Source organism: Mesorhizobium australicum WSM2073, from assembly GCF_000230995.2.
Lineage (GTDB): Bacteria > Pseudomonadota > Alphaproteobacteria > Rhizobiales > Rhizobiaceae > Mesorhizobium > Mesorhizobium australicum.
Genome location: NC_019973.1, coordinates 2,980,271 through 2,996,152 on the forward strand (window position 1 = coordinate 2,980,271; position 15,882 = coordinate 2,996,152).

Genomic DNA, 15,882 nt, shown 5'->3' on the forward strand with positions numbered 1-15,882 from the left:
ACCGGGAAGGACATCCATGTCGCAATTCAAGGTCGACCAGTTGATTGGGGCCAACTTCGCCTTCCAGCATTACGCATTCGAGCGCGTTGCCGAGATCCTTCGCGGCTTCGGCTTCAAGGAGATCGAGCTTTGGGGCATCGCGCCGCATCTCGACCTGTTTCATGCGACAGACGCGCATGTTCGATCGGTTCGCGAGATACTTGCGCAGAACGGACTGACGGTCTGGTGCTTCACGCCCGAGCAGGTGATCTATCCGATCAACATCGCGTCGGGCGACGGCGCATATCGCCGCGACAGCGTCAGGCGGTTCTGCCGCGCGGCGGACATATGCGCCGAACTGGGCGCCCGATATTTGTTCCTGACGTCCGGGCGTGGATATGAACACGACCCGCCGCAAGAGGCGTGGGCACGGTCGGCCCAGTCGCTCGCGGAGATCGCCGCCCATGCGTCCTCGCTCGGCGTGCGCTGCCTGCTCGAGCCGCTGCAACGCGTCGAAACCAACGTCGTCACCAATGCGGCGGGCCTGCGCGAAATGCTCGACCAGATCGGCGCCGACACTATGGACGTGGTCCTGGACACCGTCGGCATGGCCACTGCCGGCGATACCGTGGCCGACTATGTCAGGCTGTTCGGGCCGCGCCTCGCGCATGTGCAGATCGTCGACGGGCTGCCGGCGGGGCATCTTGTCTGGGGCGACGGCAAGCTTCCGATCGGCCAGTACCTCGACGACCTCGCCGCGTCGGGCTATCGGGGGAAACTGACCTTCGAGCCGTTCGGAAATGGCTCCTATGCTCTGGACCCGGTCGCGGCGTGGACACGCAATCTCAAGGCGATCGAGCCTCACATGACGCGGGCGCCGACAGCAGCATGACCGGAGGAGCACCGCCCAATCTGGTCGCCGTCGGTGACAACTGCCTCGACGTCTATCTCAACAAGGACCTCCTGACCGTGGGCGGGAACGCCCTCAACGTGGCCGTTCAATGGCGCCGCAATGGCTGGAGCGCACGCTATTTCGGCGCCGTTGGCGATGATCCTGAAGGCGAGATAACGCTCCGCGAGATCGAGACCGCCGGGCTGTCCCGCAACGATGTCGAGATGATCTCCGGCGACACGGCTGTAACCTTGCTGCGCGACCAGTCGGGCGACCGTACTTTCCTGTTCGAATCCTTCGGCGTCGGCGAGAATTACATGCCCGCGCCGCGCAACTGGCAGGTCATTTCGAAAGCCGATTGGGTGCATCTGGGCACCAATGCCAACGAGGATCTCGTGCGCCGCCTGGTTCGCGAGCGCGTGCCGTTCAGTCTCGACGTCTCGACCGCGCATCTGGCCTTGCCGCTGGAGGGCGTGCCTCTGGTCTTCGCGTCCGGTCCAGACGAGCCGAGCGTGCCGGTCGAGCCCCTCATGACCGCGCTGCGGTCGGCCGGGGCGCGCCAGGTCGTGCTCACCTGCGGCAGCCGCGGCGCCTATTTCGGCGACAGCCAAGGCGTTCGCCATGTCGAGGCGTCGCCGACCGCCGTCGTGGACACGTGCGGTGCGGGAGACAGCTTTATCGCCACCTTCATCACCGCGTTCTGCTTCGCGGGTCTCGATGCCGACGATGCCATGCGAAAAGCCTCTCTCGACGCCAGCAGGACCTGCACGCATCTCGGCGGCTTCCCGCAGGAACCGCGCCCCATCCCCGACTGGCTGCCGCTGAAATATGCCGACGTGATCAATCGCGAGACGAGGGTCTGACATGGCCACTTTACGGATGAGACAGCCGGCGGTCGCGGCGACAGCCGATCGGTCGTTCTGGCTGCAGGACATTGCCGCTGCCCCGGCGACCAAACCCTTGGTCGGCGGCGAGCAGGCCGACGTGGTGATCGTCGGCGGCGGCTATACCGGGCTGTGGACGGCGTTGCGGATCCGCGATCTGGCTCCCGAAACCCGCGTCATGGTGATCGAGGCCGATCAGTGCGGCTCCGGCGCTTCGGGGCGCAATGGTGGACAGGTGCATTCCTGGTTCGCCGAGCTCGATCAGATCAGCGCCGTCGTCGGCGAGGAGGAGGGGCGGGCGCTTTGCGCCGATAGCGTCGATGCCATCGCAGAGCTGGAGAAACTTCAACGCGACGGCACGATCGATATGGATCTTCGGCTCGACGGCTGGCTGTGGACGGCCAGTTCCTTGGCCCAGGAGGGAGCCTGGAACCGCGCTGTCGCGATGGCCGAGGCAGCCGGGGCCAACCGCTTCCGGCAGCTGACCGGCGAGGAGATCAAGCAGCGGACCGGGTCTTCCGCCTCCTATGCCGGCGTCGTCGAGGCGAATGCCGGAACCGTGCATCCAGCCAAGCTGGCCACCGGCCTGCGCGATCTGGCGATCGCTCGCGGCGTGGTCGTCCATGAGCGCAGCCCCGTCACCGAAATCGTGCCCGGCAGGACCTGCCTGGTCCGGACCGCGCAGGGCGAGGTGCGGGCCGGGAAGGTCGTGCTGGCGGCCAATGCCTGGCTGTCGGCGCTGCCCGAACTGCGACGGCATCTTTACGTGGTCGCGAGCCAGGTGGTCGCGACCGCGGAAATCCCTGACTTGCTCGACCGGATCGGCTGGCGAGACGGAGCCTCCATCTGCGACGCGCAGCGCCAGGTCCTCTATTACCAGCGCACTCCGAAAGGCCGGGTGGTCTTCGGCCGCGGCAGCGGCAACATCGCCTATGCGGGCAATTTCGGCCAAAGCTTCAACCGCAGCCCCGAACACGGACGGGACAATATCCGCGAACTGGCCCGCGTCTACCCCGAACTGCGAGGGGTGGCGATCGACTATGATTGGGCGGGCCCGATCGACTGCGTGCCGGAGCATGTCCCCGTCTTCGATCACTTGAAGGGTCATCCTAACATTTTCTTTGGCATGGGCTACAACGGGACCGGCATTGCCCAGACCCCAATCGGCGGCCGCGTCCTCGCCAGCCTTGTTCTGGAACGGAAGGATCGCTGGAGCAGCAGTGGGCTGGTGGGGCTCGATCGGCGCAAGACGATGCCTCCGGAACCGTTCCGCTATCTCGGCGCCAAGCTTGTGCGCGCCGCGATCGCGCGCCGGAACGACGTCGAGATCCGCAATGGGATGCCAGGCGCTCTAACGCGATTCCTGTCGGAACGCACGCCGGGCGGCGGGGGCTAGGCATCTTTAGACCCGCAAGGACCTGTTGTTGCGCCTTTCTGGTGAACACGGGCGCGGACGCTGGCGGTCCGATTATCCGAACGCCCTTCAGCTTTCCTTGTTGAGGTCGCCCGCGCCGGGAGTAATAGTTGCCCGGAAATTCGCGAGGAGGAAGGGATGACGGTGAATTTCGACCCGAGGGCGAAGGCCACGTCGCTCTACCATGGCGAATTCCGGCCGATGTTCATCGACGGCAAGTGGGTCGCAGCGCAGTCCGGCGAGGTGATGCAGGCGCTGAATCCGGCGACCGGCGAGGTGCTGGCGACGGTGCCGCGTGGCGGAGCCGCCGATGTCGATGCAGCGGTCGCGGCGGCGCGCGCGGCTTTCGAAGGACCCTGGTCGAAATTCTCGCCCTATGAGCGGCAATGCGTGCTGCTCAGGATCGCCGACCTGTTCGAGACACATTGGGAAGAGCTCAGCGTTTGCGACACGCTCGACATGGGGCTGCCGATCACGCGCACGCTGGCCAACCGGCGCCGCGTCATCGGCATGCTGCGCTTCTATGCAGGCATGGCGACGGCGCTGCATGGCGAGGCGATCGACAATTCCATTCCGGGCGAAATCGTCACCTTCACAAGGCGCGAGCCGGTTGGCGTCGTTGGCGCGATCATTCCCTGGAACGCGCCGACCGCGGCCTCGATCTGGAAGATCGCGCCGGCGCTCGCCACGGGCTGTACCATCGTGCTGAAACCGTCCGAGGAGGCATCGCTGACGCCGCTGCTGATCGCCGGGCTGATGCAGGAAGCCGGCGTGCCCGACGGCGTCGTCAACATCGTCACCGGTACCGGGGCCGAAGCGGGCGCGCGGCTCGCCGAACATCCCGACGTCAACAAGATCGTCTTCACCGGCTCGACGCTGACAGGTCAAGCGATCGCGCGGGCTGCTGTCACCAACCTCAAGCGCGTCTCGCTTGAGCTTGGCGGCAAGTCACCGATCATTGTCTGCCGCGACGCCGACATCGACAAGGCTGTCCCAATCGCGGCGATGGCGGTGTTCGTGCATTCGGGCCAGATCTGCATTGCCGGCTCGCGCCTGTTCGTGGCGCGCGAGATCCATGACGAATTCGTGCGCCGGCTGGCGGAGTTCGCCGGAAAACTGCGCATCGGCCACGGCATCGAGGCGGAGACCGAAATCGGGCCGCTCATCAATGCCAGGCAGGCCGGCAAAGTGGAAGGCTACATCAAGGCCGGCAGCGACGAAGGCGCCCAACTGGTCGTCGGCGGGGCGCGGCTGACAGGCGAACTCTATGATGGCGGCAACTTCATCGCGCCGACCGTTTTCGGCGCGGTGTCGGACACCATGACCATCGCGCGGGAGGAGATTTTCGGACCCGTTATTTCAGCGATGCCGTTCGACACGCTGGACGAGGCCGTCGCGCGCGCCAACGCGACGCCCTACGGGCTTGCGGCCGGCGTCTTCACCACCCACCTCGGCACCGCGCACAAGCTAGCCCGCCGCATCAAGGCCGGCTCGGTCTGGGTCAACATGTACCATGCCATCGATCCGGCCGTGCCTTTCGGCGGGATGAAGATGTCCGGCCATGGCCGCGAGGGCGGCATCGAGCATCTGCACGAGTATCTGGAGACCAAATCCGTCTGGATCCAGACGGATTGAGGGCGTGGCGATGTTCAGGTGAGGGCGCCCGCGGTCCGGGCCCGTCGCCGACTGCCGCGCATCGGCCGGAGCAAGGCCCTTGTTCAGGAACTTTTCGTCATCTGGCGATTTTCGATATAAGATCGAATCCCGAACAGAAGGGTGTTTGCGATGACGACGAAACGATTGGCGATCTGCGCTCTTGCTCTCGCGATGGGCTTCGGCATGTCCTCGTTGGCTTTCGCGGGCGCCAAGCACCGTCATCACCAGGACGAACAGGAGCGCTACGTTCCCGCCAATGACGATCTCATCGACTTCCTCTTCGGCGGCCCGCGCTACTATGACCAGCAGTTGTTCACAACGGCCGCTGGAGCCTGCTCCTACCACCGGACTGGTCCGGACGGTTTTGCGATAAACAAGATCAACGATCACCACTGCGGAAAATGACCGGCGGACGTTTCGTCCGCGATCAGGTTAGCACGTTGCGAACGTGACACGGTCCGCCGGCGCGGCCACGCGCCCGGCGTAACATTGCGATCCGCCCCGTGGCGTCTACGAGGCTCGTATCAGCTTGCCATAGCGCTTGATCAGCCGGTCGCGCTTGAGGCGGGTCAGTCTGTGCGTCCAGAACAGCCCGTCGAGCTGATCGATCTCATGCTGATGGCAAACCGCCAGCAGGCCCTCGGCGTCCTCGAACCGCTCATTGCCATCCAGATCCTGATAGCGAACGCGGATGCGGGCGTGCCGCTCGATGTCGTCGGTGACACCGGGCATCGAAACGCTGCCTTCCTCATGACGGATCATTTCGGTCGAGGCCTGGACGACGGACGGATTGACATAGATCGCCGGTTTTGCCGCGGAAGGGAGCTGGATGACGACCAGGCGTTTCAGAATGCCGATGTGCGGGGCGGTGATACCGATTCCGGGGGCCGCGCGCATGGTGTCGATGAGGTCGCTGGCCAAGGCCTGCAGATCGTCGTCGAACAGCTCCACGGGTTGGGCCACGGCGCGAAGGAGGGGATTGGGGAATTTTACGATCGACCGAACTGTCATGGACCTCGCCTCAACTCGGCAAGCCTGCGCGGATTTCTGCGTCATGTTCGCCGCGCATGGGGCTCTTGGCCGGTGTCTTTTGTTCCCATCCCGAAAAGCGCGGCGCGGCCGCCGTCTGCAGGACACCGTCCACTGTCAGCCATGTGCCGCGCGCGGCCATGTGCGGATGCAGGGCCGCTTCATGGGGGCTGAAGACCGGACCGACACAGGCGTCCGAGCCCGCGAACAACTTGACCCACTCGTCGCGAGGTCGCGTGGCGAAAATCGCCGCCAGCCGGTCGCAAAGCCCGGGCCACACGTCGCGATCGAACTGGCTGGCGAATTGCGGATCGGCGGTCAAGCCAAGCCTGTCGAGGAAGAGCGCGTAGAATTTCGGCTCGACGCACTGGACGCTGATAAAGCCGCCATCCGATGTCCGGTAGACGCGGCACCAATGCGGTCCGTCGAGAAGGCTGCGGCCGCGGTCGGCGGCAAGCGCGCCGGACTGTGCGAGCGACATCAGCAGGTTCATCATATGGGCCGAGCCGTCGACGATCGCCGCGTCGACGACGATGCCCTGGCCGCCGGCGCGCGCGTTCATCATGGCGGCCAGCATGCCGATCACCAGATAGAGCGCCCCGCCGCCGACGTCGCCGACGAGCGTCGGTGGCGCCATGGGCGGCTCTCCCGGCAAGGAGCCGTACCAGAGCGCGCCGGACAGGCCGATATAGTTCATGTCGTGGCCGGCGGTGCCGGCCAGCGGACCGTCCTGGCCCCAGCCGGTCATGCGGCCGTAGACCAGGCGCGGATTGGCCGCGATACAGACCTCCGGGCCAAGCCCGAGACGCTCCATGACGCCGGGCCGGAACCCCTCGATCAACCCGTCGGCGGTGGCGATGAGGCGCGTCAGCAGGGCCACGTCGTCCATATTCTTCAGGTCGAGCGCGATGGAGCGCTTGCCGCGATCGAGCAGCGAGCGCTGGGGCGCGCCCGGCTCCCTGCGGTGGACGACGATGACATCGGCGCCGAGGTCCGCGAAAAGCATGCCGGCGAAGGGCGCCGGTCCCAGCGCCTCGATCTCGACGATGCGGATTCCCCTGAGCATCCATCCTCTCTGGTGTTGCGCGTTTAAGCTATTGCGGAGGGCGACGGTGTGTAACCCTGTTCTTTCGCCATTGAAGCATGTGCCGCCCGCATATACTTCAGGACCATGAAAAAAATTGGTTTCCTGTCATTCGGGCACTGGTCGCCCTCTTCGCAATCGCAGGTGCGTTCGGCATCCGACGCGCTGTTGCAATCGATCGATCTCGCCGTCGCCGCCGAGCAGTTCGGCGCCGACGGAGCCTATTTCCGCGTGCATCACTTCGCCCGCCAGCTCGCCTCGCCATTCCCGCTGCTGGCGGCCGTCGGCGCCAAGACCAGCCGCATCGAGATCGGCACGGCCGTTATCGACATGCGCTACGAGAATCCGCTCTACATGGCCGAGGATGCGGGTGCGGCCGACATCATCGCCGGCGGCCGGCTGCAGCTCGGCATCAGCCGCGGCTCGCCCGAGCAGGTGATCGATGGCTGGCGCTATTTCGGCTATGTGCCGCAGGAAGGCAAAAGCGACGCCGACATGGCGCGGCATCACGCCGAGGTGTTCCTCGATACGCTGCGCGGCGAAGGCTTCGCGCAGCCCAATCCACGGCCGATGTTCCCCAACCCGCCCGGCTTGCTCAGGCTCGAGCCGCATTCGGAGGGCTTGCGCGAGCGCATCTGGTGGGGCGCGGCGACCAACGCCACCTCTGAATGGGCGGCGAAGCTCGGCATGAATTTGCAGAGCTCGACGCTGAAATTCGACGAGAGCGGCAAGCCGTTCCATGTCCAGCAGGCCGAGCAGATCCGCATCTATCGCGAGGCTTGGAAGGCGGCCGGGCATGAACGCGAACCGCGCGTCTCGGTCAGCCGCAGCATCTTCGCGCTGGTCGACGACCGCGACCGCGCCTATTTCGGGCGCGGCAATGAGAGCCGCGACCAGATCGGCTTCATCGAGGAAAATACCAGGGCGATCTTCGGCCGCAGCTACGCCGCCGAGCCGGACGTGCTGATCAAGGAATTGGCGCAGGACGAGGCGATCGCCGAGGCCGACACGCTTTTGCTTACGGTTCCCAACCAACTCGGCGTCGACTACAACGCCCATGTCATCGAGGCGATCCTCACCCAGGTCGCGCCGGCGCTAGGCTGGCGCTGACCCGTGCGGGGAGCGGTCGTCGGTCTAGTGGATCGAGGGAGGTTGCCGCATGTCCAGGAAAGCCCTGATTGCCTGGGGAGGCTGGGAAGGCCACACGCCAGAGCGCAGCGCCAAGATCATCCGCGACATGCTGGAGCGTAACGGCTTCGCGGTCACGCTCGGCGAGGGGACAGGGATGTTCGCCGATCCGAACCTTGCTTCATTCGATCTCATCGTGCCTGTCATCACCATGTCGACGATCGAAAAGGCCGAGCTGAACAACCTGACGCAGGCGGTTCGCCTGGGGACCGGGCTCAGCGGCTTTCACGGCACGATGGGCGACAGTTTTCGCACGGAGCCCGACTACCAGTTCATGACCGGCGGCCAGTGGGTCGCGCATCCCGGCAACATCATCGACTACCATGTCGTCATCACCCGGCCGGACGATCCGGTCACGAAAGGCGTCAGCGATTTCGCCTACCGGTCGGAGCAATATTACATGCATGTCGACCCGGGCAACGAGGTGCTGGCGACAACCACCTTTACCGACGCGCATTTTCCCGGGATCGACGGCGTGGTCATGCCGGTCGTCTGGAAGCGTCGCTATGGCGCGGGCAAGGTTTTTTACAGTTCCCTTGGCCATACGGCGGATGAGTTCGCGGTGCCGGAAATGGCGCTAATCACGGAGCGCGGTTTGCTGTGGGCCGCGCGCGACTAGCCTACCAGTCCGCGACGCGGTCGCCGCCGGTGAATTGCGCGCTTTTGCCGGTGTATTCGAAGAGTTCGATCTTCACCCCGTTGGGGTCGCGCAGCCAGGCCTGATAGGTGTCGTCGCAGGCGTGTTTCTTGGCGGTGACGTCAACGCCCATGGATGCGATGTGCGCGATCGCGGCGTCGATGTCTTCAACTTCCAGGCAGAAATGGTTGATCTGATCCGTCTCGCTGAACCGCGCGCCCTCTTTCTGGAAAACCTCGACATGGCTGCGGCCACCGCAATTGAGGTAGAAGCCGAAAACCGTGCCATCGCGCAGGAAATTGAACTGTATGTCCATGGCAAGGACATTTTCATAGAAGCGCCGTGTTTCTTCCAGGTCGTTGGCGAAAATGCAGACATGGGCGAGTTGCTTGACTTTGATCATGGCTGGGTTCCGTGGCTTGGCCCGTTGTGCATGGTAAGGCGGCCCGTACGGCGCATCATCACTCGATTCCGCCGGTGACCACATAGGCGCCGGCGCTGCGTCCATCCTGTAGCCGCACCACCGCCGTGACGATCGAACCGTATGAGCCGCGCCAGACGCTGTGAAAGCGCCGATGCTCGACGGCAGGAACGAGCGCCCGCCCGCTGAGCCGCGTGCCGGCTTGGTGCATGTCAATCGCCTGGCCGTTGACATGCACCTTGAGGCTGGCGTGCTCCGCTTCGCTTGCCTCGACAGCCAGGTCGATTGTGACCGTGATCTCGTCGTGATCACCGGACGCGCGCATTTCAGCTGTTAGCGCGATTTCCACTATCGGCGCCTTGCCATTGCCGGCTTGAGTACGCTGGCGCGAAAAGACATCATCAGGCAATTCAGGCGTGCGCGGCGGCTGGGTGCGGCGCTGCGTGGAACGCTCGAAATCGCCGGCCATGCAAAGCAGCCTTTCATCGTCATAGGCCTTGCCTGCGAAGGTCAGGCCGACCGGCATGCCGATGTCGGCCATTGTGCCCATCGGCACGGTGACGGTCGGGATGCCGAAATGGCGCCAGACCAGATTGCCGTTGGCGACCCAGGTGCCGTTGCGCCAGGCCAGATCGGCTGACGCCTCGTTGACGTCGGCGTCGGCCGGGCCGACATCGGCGGCGGCCGGCAGGACCACGGCATCGAGGCCTTGTGCGTCCAGCCAGTCCTCGAAGTCGATGCGTCTTGTTGCTTCGAGTCCCTTGATGCCATCTGCGATCGTGGGAATGTGGGTCAAGGGCGCGACGCCGAGCTTTGCCCGCTCGACATATTCGGCCAGATCGAAGCCGCCTTCATAGCGGTCGGGCAGCGTGCCCGGTGGCTGCGGGAAGATTTTTGGGCCGTCGACCGAGGCGAGATCGGGCAGAGCAGGGTCGGCGTTGGCCCGCAGGAAATCGTCCCAGCCCCAGATGCAGAGATCCCAGATTTCGCGGTCGGCGAAGTTCCCGGGCACCAGCCCACGCTCGACCATGGTCCGCGCGCCTGGGCGGTCGCGCTCATAGTTGGAGACGACGGGAAAGTCGACCTCGACCACTTCGGCGCCGAGCCGCCGCAGATCCGCGGCCGCCTGTTCCCAGAGATCAAGTACCGAGGCGCGGGTTTCGATCGGGCGATCTATTTCTGCGTCGCGGCCGATATACATTCTGGGTACGCCGAGCCGCTTGCCCTTCAGCGAACCCGCAAGCGTCAGGTCGGTATAACGTCGTGGCCGCATCCCGGAGCTTTTCGGCAGCGCCACCCAAGGCTGGGCGCGCCAGAAATCGCCTCGCGTTTCCGGATCGTCGGCGACGATGACGTCAAGCAGTTCCAGCATGTCGGGCACGCTGCGCGTGTGCGGCACCACGACATCCATGGTCGGCACCAAGGGCCAGTTGCCGCGCACCGAAATGACGCCGCGCGAGGGCGTGTAGGCGACCAGCGCGTTGTTGGTGGCCGGCGCACGGCCGGACGACCACGTCTCTTCGCCGAGCCCGAAGGCGCAGAAGCTGGCCGCCGTCGCGGTGCCCGAGCCGTTGGAGGAGCCCGACGCGAAGGCGGCGGTCAGATAGTCGCCATTGTAGGGGCTTTCAGCGCGGCCATAGACGCCGCGCTGCATGCCGCCATTGGCCATGGGCGGCATGTTGGTGAGGCCGATCAGCACCGCGCCGCCGGCGCGCAGCCGGGCGATGGTGAAGGCGTCCTCATTGGCGACGAGATGCTCGAAGGCGGGCGAGCCGGCAGCCACCGTCAGGCCTTTGACCTTGTAGCTGTCCTTGGCGGTGTAGGGGATGCCGTCGAGCGGGCCAAGCGTCTTTCCTTGCCGGCGCCGCTCGTCGGAAGCGGCGGCATCCTCGAACATTTCAGGGTTGAGCACCGGCACGGCGTTCAGCGCGATGCCGTGCCGGTCGAAATACGCGATCCGCCTGACATAGGCCGCGACCAGTTCGACGCTGGTGATGGCGCCGTTGTCGAGCGCTTGGCGCAATTGGTCGATCGACGCTTCGATGAGGTGAAGGCTGGTCTCGGTCATCATTGGCCCCAGTGTCTGTACGCCATGGATGAGCGAGGCCGCCGGCTTCGGCAAGAGCCAATTGGAACTCTTTCGCGCCTCCCCGAAAAAATCGATTTTTTAGGCAACCTCCGACGGGCGCGTGCGTTGCTGCGTTCCGGGGAAGGTTGAGGTTTGCATTGGACCGTTTCGAGATTTTGAATGAGCCGACAGGCACCTATTCCATTTTCGACAGATACACCGAATTGCCGGTGACGGTGCAAGGCAGGATTTTGATCGGGCTCTGCCGGCACGAAGTGCCGCTTGCCTTGCTCCGCGCCATGGATGGCGACGACAGCGGGATGCCGTCGCTTTCCCCGTTGGGCGGCTGTCGATCATACGAACATCAACGAGACGACTTGCAAGCGTGAATGAACACTCGCATAAGTTGCGGCAAGGCATACAGCATGAAGAAAATGGTGCCGTTATCGTAGCATGAAAGGGGAATCATGCCTGACCAGATTGCGCTTGTCCGCGCGGCCATCGCGCGGCTGCTTTCGGAAAAAACCGGGGCTCCCGTGATTTCGATGAGGGAGAGTATCGCTGAACTGCCGGCGATATCGGGTGCGCCGCTGACCACCGAAAGCCTGCAGGATCTGCTGCTGGAAATGGCGGAGGTGCGCGGGATGATGGTGGCGCTCGATGTTTAGCAACTACTGGGGAAAGCGCAACGCGCTTTCCCCAGAGAACCGCTAAGCCCTAGTTGCCTAGGTGTCTAGTCCTGGGATTGCCCTCGGTCGGCTGGCAGCGGCCGGTCGCGGCCTCCCTCGATCGCCCTGTTCCGCGCCGGTTCAAGCGTACCGTCGCCGTAGATCATGCGGCCGGCGCGGAAGGTGGCTCGCACACGTGGCACCGGCTGGCGGTCGGCCACGACGAGATCGGCCAGCAGCCCAGCTTCGATGGCGCCGCGATCGGTGAGCCCGAGTGCGGCGGCCGGGTTGGCGCTCGTCAGCGCCGCCGCCTTCGCCAGGCCACCGTCGCTCAGTTTCGCCAGGCCGAGGACGGCCGGCAGGATCGAGGCCGGGTGATAGTCGCTGGCCAGCATGTCGAGCAACCCGGCCTCATAGGCCTGGCGAGCGGAAAGATTGCCGGAATAGGATTCTCCGCGCAGCGCATTGGGCGCGCCCATGGCCGTATACATGCCCAGCCGGCGGGCTTCCCGCGCCGCCTCCAGCGTCACCGGAAATTCGCTGAGCACGGTTCCCAGGCCGTGGACGAATTCCACCTTTTCCAGCGTGTCGTCATCGTGCGAGGCGAGCACGATGCCGCGCGCGCGGGCAAACGCCGACAGGCCCTGCAGCGTGCCGAGCACACCGCCATGCCCGTTCCGATCGGCCATGCGCTTGCCGACGACCTCGGATACGTCGGCAATGGACATGCCGCGCTCCTTGGCCAGGCGGGCGATATACAGTTCGACGTCGCGGTATTGTCCCTGGCCGGGCGTGTGATCCATCAGCGAAATCAAATGCAGCTTGCCGGCATCCATCAATCTTTCCAGCACGCCGACAGCCGCGCTGAACGTCACCTCGAAGCGGGCATGGATGCGGTGATCGACCAGAAGGTGGTCTTTCAGCCCGGTGATGGTCTCGATGATGGACGATGTGTGTTCTTCCGAGCGCAGCAAGGCGGCCGTGGCGCTGTTGCCGATGAAGGAGAGCGCGGCATAGGCGGTGGTCACGCCGCAGGAGGCCAGCCGCTTGTCGAGCTCGGCGATGCCGATTTCCATCGGCACGTGGACCCCGCTGCGCGGCTCCACTTCCCGTTCCACCATGTCGCCGTGCATGTCGATGAAACCAGGCAGCAGCAGGCGGCCGCCGCCGACGAAGTCGGCATTCTCGACAGGCTGGTCGCGGATCTCCGCGATCAGGCCGTCTTCGATCCTGACCGCGCCATTGGCAATGACACGGTCGCGCAGCACAATCTCGAATTCGCTCAACCACAGATCCTGTTTTGTCGGCTGATTCCGATGGGGTGCGGCCCTGTCCGTCCGTTCAAGCATGGTCGTCTCCGAAAACAGCATTCCACATGTCCCGATCGCCCTCCGGCCGGCGGTTTCAAGGCGTGTCATGTGGATGGTTCATTCCCGAGGATCGGATAAGCTCAGTTGGTGACAGCTTTGTGTAGGACAGGCGGGTTGGGCCGCCGTGCTGCCACCGGGTGGGCAATCGCAAGATGTGATACGAGACGCACGTTGGCTACCTACGTCAGGAATGCGCCGCATTTCGGACGTATAAATTGTCTTCGCCAAGTCCTGATAGCAGACATTGCAAGGAGGACTGCGGAGGTCGCGGCCGCGCCAAGACTCCTCACCGTGCCCATCGTGCTTTGAGCCACCACAAAGTGCAAACGCGTGGCCGAAATGGCTATCCGTGGCTGGTCACCCGCCAGCGCCGGACGGCGCCCCACTGACGGAAAAGAACGCGAGCACGCCGGGCATCCCGCTCGCTTCCATCTCGCCATAATCTTCGAATGTCAGGCCGGAGCCAACCACGAGATCGCGCACCGTCCGCGACGCGATGATCTCGCCCGGCCGGGCATGGTCGAGCAATCGCGAGGACAGCTCGATCGCGATGCCGGTGAAGTCATCGCCGCGCTCCTCGCATTCGCCGGTGTGGACCGCGGAGCGGACATCCAGACCGGATTGTCTCAGGCGATGGCGGATCGCGATCGCGCACTGGATCGACCGCGTCGGTCGTTGGAACACCGCGAGCATTCGGCTTGGCGAGCGCCTGATCTGCCTGCCTTCGGCGAGAAGTAATTGGCTTCTGATCTCGTCTGCGTGTCGCTCAATCAGATCTGCGCCGGAGTCAGAATGCGGGTCGCTTATCTCCAGCGACAGCACCGACACCAGGAGCCGTTCGCCCGGTGTCGCCTGGAGAGCGTTGGTGACGAAAACCTCGATCTCGTCGACGAGGCGATCGGAATTCTCGCCCCAGATCACGTGATCCCGGCCGGTGAGCTCGACATATCTGGCGCCTTCGATATGCGTTGCCAGGTAGCGTCCTTCTTCCCGTTTGACCCAGCGGTCGCCCGACGTCTGAACGATCAGTGTCGGAACATGAATGACAGGCAGGATGTCGCGAACATCGATTTCGGTTCCCCAGCGCCAGAGCGAGATCGCGTCTGCGGGCGAGGCTGAATTCCTGAGGTAAGCGGCGAACCATTCTCTTTCGGACGTGTCGTTCATCAGGCTGGGGGCCGCATTGCCCATGTCCGCCGGCTCTCCCCACTGTCTCTCAATGGTGGCCAGGTCTTCTTCCACCTGCTCGGCCGTCCTTGCCCAAGGGTAATCCTTCGACCATCTGCCCCTGGCATAGGTTCCGTTGAGCACAAGTGCCGCCGTGCGCTCGGGGTAGGTCGCCGCGAATAGCATGCACATGGGGCCGCCCTCGGAACCGCCGAACACAACCGTGCGCTTCGAGCCGACCGCATCCAGCACGGCTCGCATGTCCTCCATCCGCTCTTCCATGGTCGGCAAACCGATATTGCGGTCGGATAGCCCTGTGCCGTGCTTGTCCATGCGGATCAAGCGGCAGAAGCTGCCGAGCCGCTGGAACACATGCAAAAGCCGTGGCGAGGCCCAGGCAAGGTCGAGATTGGAGACCCATCCAGGCACATAGATCAGGTCGATCGGCCCGTCGCCGGTCACCTGATAGGCGATGCTGACCCCGGAGGATTTGACATAGTGGGTGTAGGGGCGCAGGGGTTCGCCGCCCGCCTCGGCGCGCGGCGGCTCGGAGGCCGAGGCCGGACGCGGCGATGTCGTGCGGCGGGCCCGCAGCGTATCGTGCAAATGTCTTGTCTCCGGCTCGGGCTGCAGCCTCAGCTCCCGCTGCAGCGCATCGCGGCAATTGTCATATTGCTTGAGCGCCAGATTGATCCGGCCCTGCGCCGCATAGACGTGCATCAGGGCGCGGTGGATGTCCTCCCGCAACGGCTCCATGGCGAGCAGGCGCGTAGCAGCGCGGACGCAGGATCCTTGGTTGCACTATAATGCGCGACCAGCCTGTCCAGCGCCGCGACAGCCGTTGCCCTCAGACGCTCGCGCTCGATCCGCAGCCAGTCCTCGAAAGGCTCCTGCTTCAGGCCGAAACCGTCAAGCAGGTCGCCGCGATAGACGACAAGCGCCTGTTCGAGGTTATCAGGCTCCGAGCTGGCCGCCAGCGCCTCGAACCGCGCGACATCGAAATCAAGGCCATCGAGATGAAGGGCGACATTGTCGCTATCCCTGAGGAAGCGAGCACTGCCAGAAGCTTGCATAGCCTTGCCGACAACCGAAACCGCTTGTCGCAGGTTCATCCGCGCCTGGGTCTCGCTGTTGCCACCCCACAAAAGGGCGGCGAGCTTTTCGCGCGACTGCGCATGTCCCGATTGCAGCGCGAGGTAAGCCATCATCGCCCGCGCCTTGCGGCTGAAGGCGGGGACCGCAGCCCCAACGCCGGCAAAGTCGAAACCACCCAGTAGATAGAGATGAGGCCCGGTCATCGGATCCGCCACAACAGCCACCACGCACCGGCGATCCTTTCGTGTCGCCGTCCCTATTTCAACCGTGATTCTGCCAAAATCGCGCTTTTCACGATTCCATCACGCTGGTTGCTGCGCGTTTCTCACG

The 15,882-nt window shown here is 64.4% G+C and carries 16 protein-coding genes; 9 read left to right on the top strand and 7 right to left on the bottom strand.

The genetic code is table 11. The features are described 5' to 3' along the window. Positions 1 to 16: 16 nt before the first annotated feature. The 5 genes from MESAU_RS14190 to MESAU_RS14210 all read left to right on the top strand — a co-directional run bounded on the left by MESAU_RS14190 (position 17) and on the right by MESAU_RS14210 (position 5,230). On the top strand, positions 17 to 871 hold the full coding sequence (locus MESAU_RS14190; protein WP_015316716.1) for a sugar phosphate isomerase/epimerase family protein: 855 nt from the start codon (positions 17 to 19) through the stop codon (positions 869 to 871). Next, complete coding sequence (locus tag MESAU_RS14195) at positions 868 to 1,734, top strand: PfkB family carbohydrate kinase (RefSeq protein WP_015316717.1); 867 nt, start codon at positions 868 to 870, stop codon at positions 1,732 to 1,734. Before MESAU_RS14190 ends, MESAU_RS14195 begins: the two co-directional genes overlap by 4 nt. Position 1,735: 1 nt before the next feature. Beyond that, a complete protein-coding gene (locus MESAU_RS14200; protein WP_015316718.1) occupies positions 1,736 to 3,151 on the top strand; it encodes an NAD(P)/FAD-dependent oxidoreductase in 1,416 nt (471 codons plus the stop codon). 156 nt (positions 3,152 to 3,307) lie between these two features. Then, complete coding sequence (locus MESAU_RS14205) at positions 3,308 to 4,804, top strand: aldehyde dehydrogenase family protein (protein WP_015316719.1); 1,497 nt, start codon at positions 3,308 to 3,310, stop codon at positions 4,802 to 4,804. Positions 4,805 to 4,954: 150 nt separating this feature from the next. Continuing rightward, positions 4,955 to 5,230, top strand: coding sequence for a hypothetical protein (locus MESAU_RS14210; protein ID WP_015316720.1), 276 nt, complete (start codon positions 4,955 to 4,957; stop codon positions 5,228 to 5,230). A 105-nt stretch (positions 5,231 to 5,335) separates the two neighbouring features. On the opposite strand, the gene MESAU_RS14215 is transcribed toward MESAU_RS14210, so the two are convergent. Next, positions 5,336 to 5,836, bottom strand: a complete 501-nt coding sequence (locus MESAU_RS14215) for a peptide deformylase (RefSeq protein ID WP_015316721.1) — start codon at positions 5,834 to 5,836, stop codon at positions 5,336 to 5,338. Positions 5,837 to 5,846: 10 nt separating this feature from the next. Beyond that, positions 5,847 to 6,920, bottom strand: coding sequence for a CaiB/BaiF CoA transferase family protein (locus MESAU_RS14220; protein ID WP_015316722.1), 1,074 nt, complete (start codon positions 6,918 to 6,920; stop codon positions 5,847 to 5,849). A gap of 105 nt (positions 6,921 to 7,025) precedes the next feature. Between MESAU_RS14220 and MESAU_RS14225 the strand changes: the two genes are divergently transcribed. Both MESAU_RS14225 and MESAU_RS14230 read left to right on the top strand, forming a co-directional pair. Then, positions 7,026 to 8,048, top strand: coding sequence for an LLM class flavin-dependent oxidoreductase (locus MESAU_RS14225; protein WP_015316723.1), 1,023 nt, complete (start codon positions 7,026 to 7,028; stop codon positions 8,046 to 8,048). 49 nt (positions 8,049 to 8,097) lie between these two features. Continuing rightward, positions 8,098 to 8,745 (top strand): ThuA domain-containing protein, encoded by a 648-nt coding sequence (locus MESAU_RS14230; RefSeq protein ID WP_015316724.1) that lies wholly within the window; start codon positions 8,098 to 8,100, stop codon positions 8,743 to 8,745. Position 8,746: 1 nt separating this feature from the next. Here MESAU_RS14230 and MESAU_RS14235 read toward each other — a convergent pair whose 3' ends face one another. Together MESAU_RS14235 and MESAU_RS14240 are read right to left on the bottom strand one after the other, a co-directional pair. After that, positions 8,747 to 9,166 (bottom strand): VOC family protein, encoded by a 420-nt coding sequence (locus tag MESAU_RS14235; RefSeq protein ID WP_015316725.1) that lies wholly within the window; start codon positions 9,164 to 9,166, stop codon positions 8,747 to 8,749. A 58-nt stretch (positions 9,167 to 9,224) separates the two neighbouring features. Then, positions 9,225 to 11,252: an amidase gene (locus tag MESAU_RS14240; protein ID WP_041163764.1), complete on the bottom strand. Its 2,028-nt coding sequence runs from the start codon at positions 11,250 to 11,252 to the stop codon at positions 9,225 to 9,227. A gap of 158 nt (positions 11,253 to 11,410) precedes the next feature. Here MESAU_RS14240 and MESAU_RS14245 point away from each other — a divergent pair, with 158 nt between their 5' ends. Next, positions 11,411 to 11,641: a hypothetical protein gene (locus tag MESAU_RS14245; RefSeq protein ID WP_041163387.1), complete on the top strand. Its 231-nt coding sequence runs from the start codon at positions 11,411 to 11,413 to the stop codon at positions 11,639 to 11,641. Between the two features lie 78 nt (positions 11,642 to 11,719). Further along, a complete protein-coding gene (locus MESAU_RS14250) occupies positions 11,720 to 11,920 on the top strand; it encodes a hypothetical protein (protein WP_015316727.1) in 201 nt (66 codons plus the stop codon). A 65-nt stretch (positions 11,921 to 11,985) separates the two neighbouring features. Here MESAU_RS14250 and MESAU_RS14255 read toward each other — a convergent pair whose 3' ends face one another. The 3 genes from MESAU_RS14255 to MESAU_RS31915 all read right to left on the bottom strand — a co-directional run bounded on the left by MESAU_RS14255 (position 11,986) and on the right by MESAU_RS31915 (position 15,755). Beyond that, entirely contained in the window at positions 11,986 to 13,212 is a 1,227-nt protein-coding gene (locus tag MESAU_RS14255; RefSeq protein ID WP_041163765.1) for an alpha-D-ribose 1-methylphosphonate 5-triphosphate diphosphatase, read from the bottom strand. A gap of 435 nt (positions 13,213 to 13,647) precedes the next feature. Next, on the bottom strand, positions 13,648 to 15,213 hold the full coding sequence (locus MESAU_RS14260) for an alpha/beta fold hydrolase (RefSeq protein WP_015316729.1): 1,566 nt from the start codon (positions 15,211 to 15,213) through the stop codon (positions 13,648 to 13,650). After that, on the bottom strand, positions 15,177 to 15,755 hold the full coding sequence (locus MESAU_RS31915; RefSeq protein ID WP_041163388.1) for an AfsR/SARP family transcriptional regulator: 579 nt from the start codon (positions 15,753 to 15,755) through the stop codon (positions 15,177 to 15,179). The genes MESAU_RS14260 and MESAU_RS31915 overlap by 37 nt, the downstream gene beginning before the upstream one ends. Between the last annotated feature and the right edge of the window lie 127 nt (positions 15,756 to 15,882).

What these genes read in the sequence shown, in the direction of transcription:
- MESAU_RS14190 (WP_015316716.1), top strand. Translation starts at nt 17, where the DNA reads ATGTCGCAATTCAAGGTCGACCAGTTGATTGGGGCCAACTTCGCCTTC.
- MESAU_RS14195 (WP_015316717.1), top strand. Translation starts at nt 868, where the DNA reads ATGACCGGAGGAGCACCGCCCAATCTGGTCGCCGTCGGTGACAACTGC.
- MESAU_RS14200 (WP_015316718.1), top strand. Translation starts at nt 1,736, where the DNA reads ATGGCCACTTTACGGATGAGACAGCCGGCGGTCGCGGCGACAGCCGAT.
- MESAU_RS14205 (WP_015316719.1), top strand. Translation starts at nt 3,308, where the DNA reads ATGACGGTGAATTTCGACCCGAGGGCGAAGGCCACGTCGCTCTACCAT.
- MESAU_RS14210 (WP_015316720.1), top strand. Translation starts at nt 4,955, where the DNA reads ATGACGACGAAACGATTGGCGATCTGCGCTCTTGCTCTCGCGATGGGC.
- MESAU_RS14215 (WP_015316721.1), bottom strand. Translation starts at nt 5,836, where the DNA reads ATGACAGTTCGGTCGATCGTAAAATTCCCCAATCCCCTCCTTCGCGCC.
- MESAU_RS14220 (WP_015316722.1), bottom strand. Translation starts at nt 6,920, where the DNA reads ATGCTCAGGGGAATCCGCATCGTCGAGATCGAGGCGCTGGGACCGGCG.
- MESAU_RS14225 (WP_015316723.1), top strand. Translation starts at nt 7,026, where the DNA reads ATGAAAAAAATTGGTTTCCTGTCATTCGGGCACTGGTCGCCCTCTTCG.
- MESAU_RS14230 (WP_015316724.1), top strand. Translation starts at nt 8,098, where the DNA reads ATGTCCAGGAAAGCCCTGATTGCCTGGGGAGGCTGGGAAGGCCACACG.
- MESAU_RS14235 (WP_015316725.1), bottom strand. Translation starts at nt 9,166, where the DNA reads ATGATCAAAGTCAAGCAACTCGCCCATGTCTGCATTTTCGCCAACGAC.
- MESAU_RS14240 (WP_041163764.1), bottom strand. Translation starts at nt 11,252, where the DNA reads ATGACCGAGACCAGCCTTCACCTCATCGAAGCGTCGATCGACCAATTG.
- MESAU_RS14250 (WP_015316727.1), top strand. Translation starts at nt 11,720, where the DNA reads ATGCCTGACCAGATTGCGCTTGTCCGCGCGGCCATCGCGCGGCTGCTT.
- MESAU_RS14260 (WP_015316729.1), bottom strand. Translation starts at nt 15,213, where the DNA reads ATGGAGCCGTTGCGGGAGGACATCCACCGCGCCCTGATGCACGTCTAT.
- MESAU_RS31915 (WP_041163388.1), bottom strand. Translation starts at nt 15,755, where the DNA reads ATGACCGGGCCTCATCTCTATCTACTGGGTGGTTTCGACTTTGCCGGC.